General features: G+C 73.4%; 10 protein-coding genes. 5 read left to right on the forward strand and 5 right to left on the reverse strand.

Annotated features, from left to right (window positions below; genetic code table 11):
• Together I4I78_RS27295 and I4I78_RS27300 are read right to left on the reverse strand one after the other, a co-directional pair.
• A partial coding sequence (locus I4I78_RS27295) for a DUF222 domain-containing protein (protein ID WP_218614372.1) occupies positions 1 to 852 on the reverse strand: 852 nt, incomplete at its 3' end.
• Positions 853 to 1,259: 407 nt separating this feature from the next.
• A complete protein-coding gene (locus I4I78_RS27300) occupies positions 1,260 to 1,544 on the reverse strand; it encodes a YggT family protein (protein WP_308252388.1) in 285 nt (94 codons plus the stop codon).
• Between the two features lie 117 nt (positions 1,545 to 1,661).
• Here I4I78_RS27300 and I4I78_RS27305 point away from each other — a divergent pair, with 117 nt between their 5' ends.
• From I4I78_RS27305 to I4I78_RS27325, 5 genes are all read left to right on the forward strand, one after another.
• A complete protein-coding gene (locus tag I4I78_RS27305; RefSeq protein ID WP_218614373.1) occupies positions 1,662 to 2,243 on the forward strand; it encodes an HhH-GPD-type base excision DNA repair protein in 582 nt (193 codons plus the stop codon).
• A 76-nt stretch (positions 2,244 to 2,319) separates the two neighbouring features.
• A complete protein-coding gene (locus tag I4I78_RS27310) occupies positions 2,320 to 2,733 on the forward strand; it encodes a metalloregulator ArsR/SmtB family transcription factor (protein WP_218614374.1) in 414 nt (137 codons plus the stop codon).
• Positions 2,730 to 3,947 (forward strand): AMP nucleosidase, encoded by a 1,218-nt coding sequence (locus tag I4I78_RS27315; protein WP_218614375.1) that lies wholly within the window; start codon positions 2,730 to 2,732, stop codon positions 3,945 to 3,947. The genes I4I78_RS27310 and I4I78_RS27315 overlap by 4 nt, the downstream gene beginning before the upstream one ends.
• Positions 3,948 to 4,027: 80 nt before the next feature.
• Positions 4,028 to 4,342 carry a DUF3099 domain-containing protein gene (locus I4I78_RS27320; protein WP_218614376.1) on the forward strand — a complete coding sequence of 105 codons (315 nt, stop codon included), beginning with the start codon at positions 4,028 to 4,030 and terminating at the stop codon, positions 4,340 to 4,342.
• A 111-nt stretch (positions 4,343 to 4,453) separates the two neighbouring features.
• Positions 4,454 to 4,705, forward strand: coding sequence for a DUF3039 domain-containing protein (locus tag I4I78_RS27325; RefSeq protein WP_218614377.1), 252 nt, complete (start codon positions 4,454 to 4,456; stop codon positions 4,703 to 4,705).
• Positions 4,706 to 4,733: 28 nt separating this feature from the next.
• On the opposite strand, the gene I4I78_RS27330 is transcribed toward I4I78_RS27325, so the two are convergent.
• From I4I78_RS27330 to I4I78_RS27340, 3 genes are all read right to left on the reverse strand, one after another.
• Positions 4,734 to 5,255, reverse strand: a complete 522-nt coding sequence (locus tag I4I78_RS27330; RefSeq protein WP_218614378.1) for a GNAT family N-acetyltransferase — start codon at positions 5,253 to 5,255, stop codon at positions 4,734 to 4,736.
• Complete coding sequence (locus I4I78_RS27335; RefSeq protein ID WP_218614379.1) at positions 5,252 to 6,100, reverse strand: alpha/beta fold hydrolase; 849 nt, start codon at positions 6,098 to 6,100, stop codon at positions 5,252 to 5,254. Before I4I78_RS27335 ends, I4I78_RS27330 begins: the two co-directional genes overlap by 4 nt.
• Positions 6,101 to 6,249: 149 nt before the next feature.
• A complete protein-coding gene (locus I4I78_RS27340; RefSeq protein ID WP_218614380.1) occupies positions 6,250 to 7,509 on the reverse strand; it encodes a hypothetical protein in 1,260 nt (419 codons plus the stop codon).
• Positions 7,510 to 7,625 lie beyond the last annotated feature (116 nt).

Here is a 7,625-nt window from a genome sequence, read left to right on the forward strand (position 1 = left end):
GTTATCGGCGGAGGCCTCGCCCCTGCCGGACGCGTCGTCGGCGGAGGCGCCATCATCGTCACCCGAGGTCTCCCCGGCGTCGCCGGCGAGGATTTCGGTGACAGCGGTGTCGACGTCGGCCAGGTCGGTGACGGTGAGTCGGCCCTGCAGCACCTGCATGGTGATGTCGAAGCGGCGTTGGTCGAGGGTGCGGGGGTCGTCGGGGTCGAGGGCGCGGGCGAGGCGGTCGGCCATCTGCCAGGCGGCCTCGATCTGTTCGGCGGAGCCGTAGAACCACAGTGAGGCCATACCGTCGTCGAGGGAGCGGATCGTGACTCGGCGTTCGGTGTTCGCCTGCTTGTGGCGGCGGTACTCCCCGTCCGGGTCGACGCGCACGACCGCGCGCCGTAGCCGGTCACGTAGTTGGCGCAGGGTGGCGTCGGGGGCTTTGGGCAGGACGGCGGCTTCGACGGCGCGGGCTTTGTCGTCGGGCAGTACGGCGGTGGCGCGGGCGATGGCGTCGGCGCGTCGTTCGTCGATGTGGCCCTGTTCGAGGGCGGCGAGGGTGTCGGGCAGGACGTGGGTGAACCGCTGCGCGCGGGCGATCTCGGCGGAGGCTTCGAGGCGGGGGATGCCCAGGGTGAGTCCGACCTCGTCGGGCAGCCACCGGTCCACCGGGGCGGCACCGACGACGGCGTCTGCTCCGGGTGGTGCGGCGGCGGTGCCGGCGGGGTGGCGGTCGGCGAAGGTGGCGAGCATCCGCGTCCGGAGCCCGCTGGCCCACCGGATGATGCACTCGGTGCCCTCGACGACGTCGAGTACCTCGCCGTCGGCGAGCAGTTCGGGCAGCGCGCCGGCGGATTGGCACTGCAATGCCAGCCGGCCCCCGGCGTCTGGTCGAGGTCCACCACCGCGGTGTCGGGCTCGTCGTCGAAGCCGCCGTTCTCGGGGCAGAGGTCCGCGCACAGCCAGGCGGGGATGCCGTGCGGGCACAGATCCTCGAGGGGCTGGTGCTCCCCGCTCGGGGCAGTGTCGTCAACGGCGGCGAACATATGTTCGATTATACCGCATCGAACTGGGCGGATCCAGCGGATTCGGCGCGGGTCGAGTGACCCGTCGACCGTCGGTCGTCTCTCCGCCGAGCGACGCAGGACCGAGCGGCGTGCACCGTCATCGACTCGACCACGGCGATCATGCCGGGCCCACCCCGGCTGGACCGTGCTCACCGACCGAGGTGGCCCGCGACGGCCCCGGCGACGGCCCGCGACGGCAATGGCCTCTCAGAACGGGATCAGCGGGACGACGACCACGCGCAGCACCAGGAGGACCAGGAAGACGACCACGACCGAGAGGTCGAGGCCGACGTTGCCCATCCGCACCGTGCCCATCACGCGGCGGACCGGGCCCACGACCGGTTCGGTGAGGGTGTGCGTGACGCGGCGCGCGGTGACCAGGGCGGTCCCGCCGCGACCGGACCCCAGGACCTCGATCCAGTCGACGACGACGCGGACGATCAGGACGAACTGGAACAGCACCAGCAGCAGGCCGAGCAGGGAAGCGACCACGGTCGGGCTCCTCTCTCCGTTTCGACCGATAGTGCCTGTCGCGTCTGAGAGGGACGTGAGAGAAGCTTGCGGAACGAGCCGGTGGCACCCTGAGAAGCCTGTGCCATCCTGTTCGGCATGACCAGCCTGTGCATCGCCCAGGACCCCGACGCCGATGCGTTGCTCGAGCGCGAGCCGCTGGCGTTGCTGATCGGGATGCTGCTCGACCAGCAGATCCAGATGGAGATCGCGTTCAAGGGGCCGCAGAAGCTCCACGAGCGCCTCGGCGGCCTGGACGTGCGGGTGATCGCCGACTACGACCCCGACGAGTTCGCGACGTTGGCCACCACGCCGCCGGCGATCCACCGTTACGGCGGGTCGATGGCCAAGCGGGTGCAGGCGCTGTGCCAGTACCTGGTCGAGAACTACGACGGCGACGTCGAGGCGATCTGGACCCGTGACAAGCCGACCGGCGCCGAGGTCCTGCGCAGGCTCAAGGCGCTGCCGGGCTACGGCGAGCAGAAGGCCAAGATCTTCCTCGCGCTGCTGGGCAAGCAGCGCGGCGTGCAGCCCTACGGCTGGCGCAAGGCCGCCGGTGACTACGGCCGCGCGAACACCCGTCTGTCGGCCGCGGACGTCGTCGACGCGTCGTCACTGATCGAGGTCCGCAACACGAAGAAGGCGAACAAGGCGGCGGCGAGGGCCGCCTCCGCCGGGTAGGACGTTCGCCTCGCCCGGGCCGCAAAACGCCGCCTCCTCCCGCTCGACGGGTCCGGACAGGACTAGCATCGCTGTCGTGCACAAGGTCCCGGAGGCCCTCAGTGGGGCGCGCGTCATCGACCCGGACCAGGTCTGCGACGCCGTCGCGGTGCTGTCCGACGTCGACAAGGTCGCCCACGCGGCGACGATCCTGGACGTGCTGGGGGAGGCCAACCGGCTCTCCATCCTGCTCGCGCTGCAGCACGCCGGGGACCTGTGCGTCTCCGACCTGGCGGTGGCCGTGCGGATGAGCGACAGCGCCGTGTCGCACGCGCTGCGCCTGCTGCGCGCGCACGGCATGGTCACCGCGCACCGCGAGGGCCGGCTCGTCCGGTACCGGGTGGCGGACGGGCTCGGACGCCGGCTGCTCGAGGTCGTCTCCGCCGAGGCGGTGACGACGGGGACGCTGCACGCCCACGGTCACGACGACGCCGAGGCGGGCACCGGATGACCGGGTCCCGACTCGTCCCGGCGTCCGAGCACGCGGTCGTCGAGCAGGCGCCGGGCACGCTGTCCGGGCCCGAGGTCGAGGACGCGGTGGAGCGCCTGCTGGACGCGCTCGACGCCGTCCACGAGGACGGCTGGTACCCCGCGGTCGACGTGCTGCGGCCCTGGTCGCGGCACAACCCGCGGATCAGCGGGGAGTTCGCGCGGCCGCGAGCGGTCCGCGGCTACCTGCACCGGGAGCTGTCGTCGCTGGTCCGTTCCGGTGCCACGGTCACCGTGCGGGCCTCGCGTCCCGCGGTCGCGTTCGACGACCCGGACTTCTTCGCCGCGCTCGACGAGGACCGCTTCGACCTGCGGGTGAAGAAGCTGTTCCTGTTCGGCCCGGAGCGGATGGCGCTCTCGCTGGACCGCCTGTCGCACTACTGCGGCACGCCCGCGGAGTCGTTCGAGCGGCACGTGCTGTTCACCAACTACGCGATGCACGTCGAGTCGTTCCGGGAGCGCTTCCCGGACTCCGAGGGCCCGGACCGCGACGGCGTGCAGATGCCGGCCTGGCACCACCGGCGCCCCGGCGGCGACGGGGTGAGCCTGGTCAACATCGGGGTCGGCCCGGCGAACGCGAAGACCGTGACCGACCACCTGGCCGTGCTGCGGCCGGACACGATGATCATGATCGGGCACTGCGGCGGCCTGCGGAACCGCCAGGAGCTGGGCGACTTCGTGCTGGCCACGGCCTACCAGCGCGCCGACCACGTGCTCGACGAGGTGCTGCCCGCGGACGTGCCGGTGATCCCGAACCACCGCCTCAACACCTACCTGCTCGACGCCCTGGACACGGCCGGGTCGACCTACCGGCTCGGCGTCGTGCACACCACCGACAACCGGAACTGGGAGCTCAACCAGTCCTCGACGCTGGCCCGGATGCGGGCATCGCGCAGCGTCGCGGTGGACATGGAGTCGGCGACGATCGCGGCCAACGGCTTCCGCTACCGGATCCCGAACGCGACCCTGCTGTGCGTGTCGGACAAGCCGCTGCACGCGGCGCCGAAGCTGGCCGGCGGGGCGCGGGACTTCTACGAGACCAGCAAGCGACGTCACCTCGGGATCGCGCTCGCGGCCCTGGACCGGGTGCGCCGCGAGCACCCGGGCGGGCTCCCCGGGCACGACCTGCGCTCGCCGGACGAGCCGTTGCTCGGCGCCACCCCCGACGAGCACTGACCCCGGTGTCGCCCGAGCCGGTGCCCGGTCGGTGCGCGCCGGAACGGTCGGGGTGCAACCATGGGGAAGGAGGTGGTCATGTGACAGACCAGCGGCGAGAGCCGGACCCCGTTCTCATCACGGACGCGGCGATGTCCTACGAGGAGGAGCTGGCGGTCCGGAAGCGACGCTACAAGATCATGATGGGGATGCGGATCCCGTGCATGATCCTTGCCGTGGTCTTCTATCAGATCCCGTGGTTGGCGGTCAGCCTGCTGATCGTCTCGATCCCGTTGCCCTGGATCGCGGTGCTCATCGCGAACGACCGCCTGCCGCGCAAGACCGAGAAGGTCAACCGGTACCGCGGTGACCGCAAGGAGCTCGAGACCACCGAACACCCGGTCATCGAGAACTGACCTCGCACGCCGGGGGCCCGGTCGACTCCGGTCGGCCGGGCCCGCGGCATGTCCGGCGCGGGGTGGGGTCGCCGGCGCCCGCGTGCCGGTCGGATGGGGCATCATGGGGGCATGTCCACGCAGACGCTGCCCGAGGTCGACACCCGGCCGGAGGAGACCGAACAGACCGGCGACGACACGCCGAAGATGTTCCACTACGTCCAGAAGTCCAAGATCGCCGAGAGCGCGGTCCTGGGCAACATGGTGGTGGCGCTCTGCGGCGAGACGTTCCCGGTGACCAAGTCCCCGAAGCCCGGCTCCCCGGTCTGCCCGGAGTGCAAGGAGATCTTCGAGGGCCTGCCCAAGGAACCGCCGGGCGAGTGAACCCGGTACCGGTCGCCACCGGCGGCCGTCACCGGTCGCGGTGCCGGGCGAGGATGACCAGCGCGACCGGGCCGTCCGGTTCGCCCGGCGACGCCGGTAGCTCCTGCTCGCGCACGAAGCCCTCACCCGTGTAGAGCGCGAGCGCCCGCACGTTGGCGGGCTTCACGTCCAGCCACACCCGGTCCACCCGGCCCGGCGCTCCCGCGGGGGCGGCCGAGTCGAAGACGTGACGGAGGACGGCGCGCAGGGCTGCCCGGCCCAGGCCCCGGCCCCGGTGCTGCGGCGCGATCGCCAGGCGGCGCAGCTCGACCCCCTCCTCGGTCCCGCGCGGCGCCGCCAGCACCACGAAACCGACGATGTCACCCCGGTCGAGGACGAGCAGGTGCTCCCGGTCCGGGTCGCCGAGGGCGCCCGCGTGCCAGTCCGGTGAACGCTCGCCGAGCCATCCGGCCGTGTCCGGTGCGGACTCGATCTCCCACACGCGGTGGAGATCGTCGGCCGCGGTGCGGCGCAACGTCACGGCGGGGACCACCGGCGCCGGGTCGCTCACCCGGTGAGGAATCCGTCGATGAGCGGGGCGAAGCGCTCCGGGGAGACGAGCAGCTCCAGGTGACCGCCGTGGTAGGTCTCGAGCCGGGAGTCGCGGATGCCGCGGGCGAGCAGCGTCGCGTTGCCGTTGGGCACCATCGGGTCGTCGTCGCCGGCGAGGATCAGGGTGGGGGCGCGGATCGAGCCGAGCATCGGCAGGCTGGTCCAGCCCGACAGCGCGAGCAGCTGGTAGTAGTAGCCACGCATCGGCCCGCGGCGTGCGCTCGAGCCCAGCACCTGCGCGGCCAGCTCCGGGTGCTCGCGCATGGAGCCGCCGTAGATCCGGGACGCGACCGTGTCGACGTAGCCGGGGTCCTGGTGCCGGCGCGGGGTGGACATCGCGGCCATCACCCGCGGCGAGGCCGGGATCATCAACGCGCCGGTGCCGGTCGCGGCCAGCACCAGGCGGCGCAGCCGGCGACGCCGCGACAGCGCGAACTGCTGGGCGAGCATCCCGCCCCAGGAGAAGCCCATGACGTCGACCTCGCGCACGCCCATCCGGGTCAGCACCTGTCCGAGGCGGTGCGCCATCCAGGTCAGGTGGTACGGCAGCGACGGCAGCGCCGAGCCGCCGATCCCGGGCGGGTCGAAGCGGATCACGTCCAGGTTCGCCGGCAGTGCGTCCACCAGCGGGTCCAGCACGTCGGTCGCCGCCCCGATCCCGTTGCAGATCAGCAGCGGCGTGCGGCGCGGGCCGGGCCCGGACGCCGGCCGCACGACGACACGCAGCGAACGGCCGCCGACCACGACGTCGTGCGCCCGGACGCGGCGGGGCTCGGCAGGGGAGTGATCGACGGGAGAGGCCATCGGCGACGAGGGTATGTCCCGTTCCGCGGCGGGGACAGCCGGAGCGCGGCCGTCCGGACCGGACGGGCCGACCGGCCGGGGCGCTGACCTGCCCCGCAGGGCGGTGCACGTGCATCTGCACACAGGTAGGGTGCGCGTCGCCGGCCCGGTCAGCGGGTCAGGTAGGTGCCCGGCGCCGGGAACAGCGGGTGCAGCCGTCGCCCGCCGAGCTCCGGGGGTGCCTCGCGCAACGTCCCGGAGCGGGCTCCCAGCCACTCGGTGAGGTCGTCCCACCAGGAACCGGGCTGCTCGTGGCTGCGGGCCAGCCAGTCGTCCGGGCCGGCGTAGGCCTCGGCCGTGACGGGGTGCGCCCCGACCCGGAACGACACCCCGGACGCGCGGTCCGGGGGGACGAGCAGCGCGCCGGCCCGGTCGCCGCCGGCCAGCACCATCCGGCAGGGGCCGCCGAGCAGCTCCGCGGTCCGGTAGCCGGCGGCCCAGCGCTGCACCGGGTCGTCCGCGGCGGCGACCAGGTAGGCGTCGCGGGTCAGCCGCCGTGGCTGCAGCGGCGTCCCCAGGACCGTCGTGTCCGGGATCGTGCCCGGGCGGGCGGCGTCCGCCGAGGCCAGCGCGACGAGGTCGGCGTGTAGGGCGGCGGGCATCCGCAGCAGGTCGCCGGACCAGTGCCGCAACGCCTCGCGCGCCCGTTCGGCGAGCAGGTCCGGAACCGACGCCGGCACGACCTCGTAGGGCCGGACCTGCTCGCCGCCGTGGCGCCAGGTCCAGGACCGGGCCGCGACCGGGCCCTCCAGCACGCCGTCGCGGGCGGCGATCTCGGTGGCCGTGCGGATCGCGCCCGGGTCGAGGCGGAACCCGGGCATCGCCGCCGACCGGTCCAGCACCGTGGCCAGGTAGACCGATGCGGCGATCCGGTCGTCGGACCCGATCGCGGTCAGGTGCGACTGCACGGCGGCGGTGAGCAGGCCCCCGGTGCGGACCCCGAGCAGCGCGATCCGCGGGCGCCGGGTAATCCGGGTGCAGGCGTCGACGGCGTCCAGCACGGCCGCGACGTAGGCGTCGAGGCCGCGTCCCCGCTCGGCCGGGCCGGGATCGGGCCAGGACAGCGCGAACACCTGGTGCCGCGACCGGACCAGGTGCTCGACCAGCGAGTGTCGCGGCGCCAGGTCGGCCAGGTAGTAGCGGTGCGCCAGCGGCCCGACGACGAGCACCGCCACGTCGTGCACCTCGTCGGTCTGCGGCAGGTACTGCAGCAGCTCGCACATCGGGGTGCGCAGCACCACCGCGCCCGGGGTGGCGGCGATGTCGCGGCCCGGGACCGGGCCGCCGCCCTCGTGGTGCCGGGTGCCGGTGTCGAACGGCGTTCCGGACCCGATGGCGGGATCCGGCGGGATGAACACCGGGGTGGACATCGCGGTGGACACCCGGGCCCCGTCGCCGGTCGGCCCGGGCGCGGGTTCCGGTGGCGCAGGTTCCACCGGCGTGGGGTTCGGCGGCGCGGGGTTCGACGCCGCGGCGTCCGACGGGG

The organism is Pseudonocardia sp. KRD291 (genome assembly GCF_019263595.1).
Lineage (GTDB): Bacteria > Actinomycetota > Actinomycetes > Mycobacteriales > Pseudonocardiaceae > Pseudonocardia.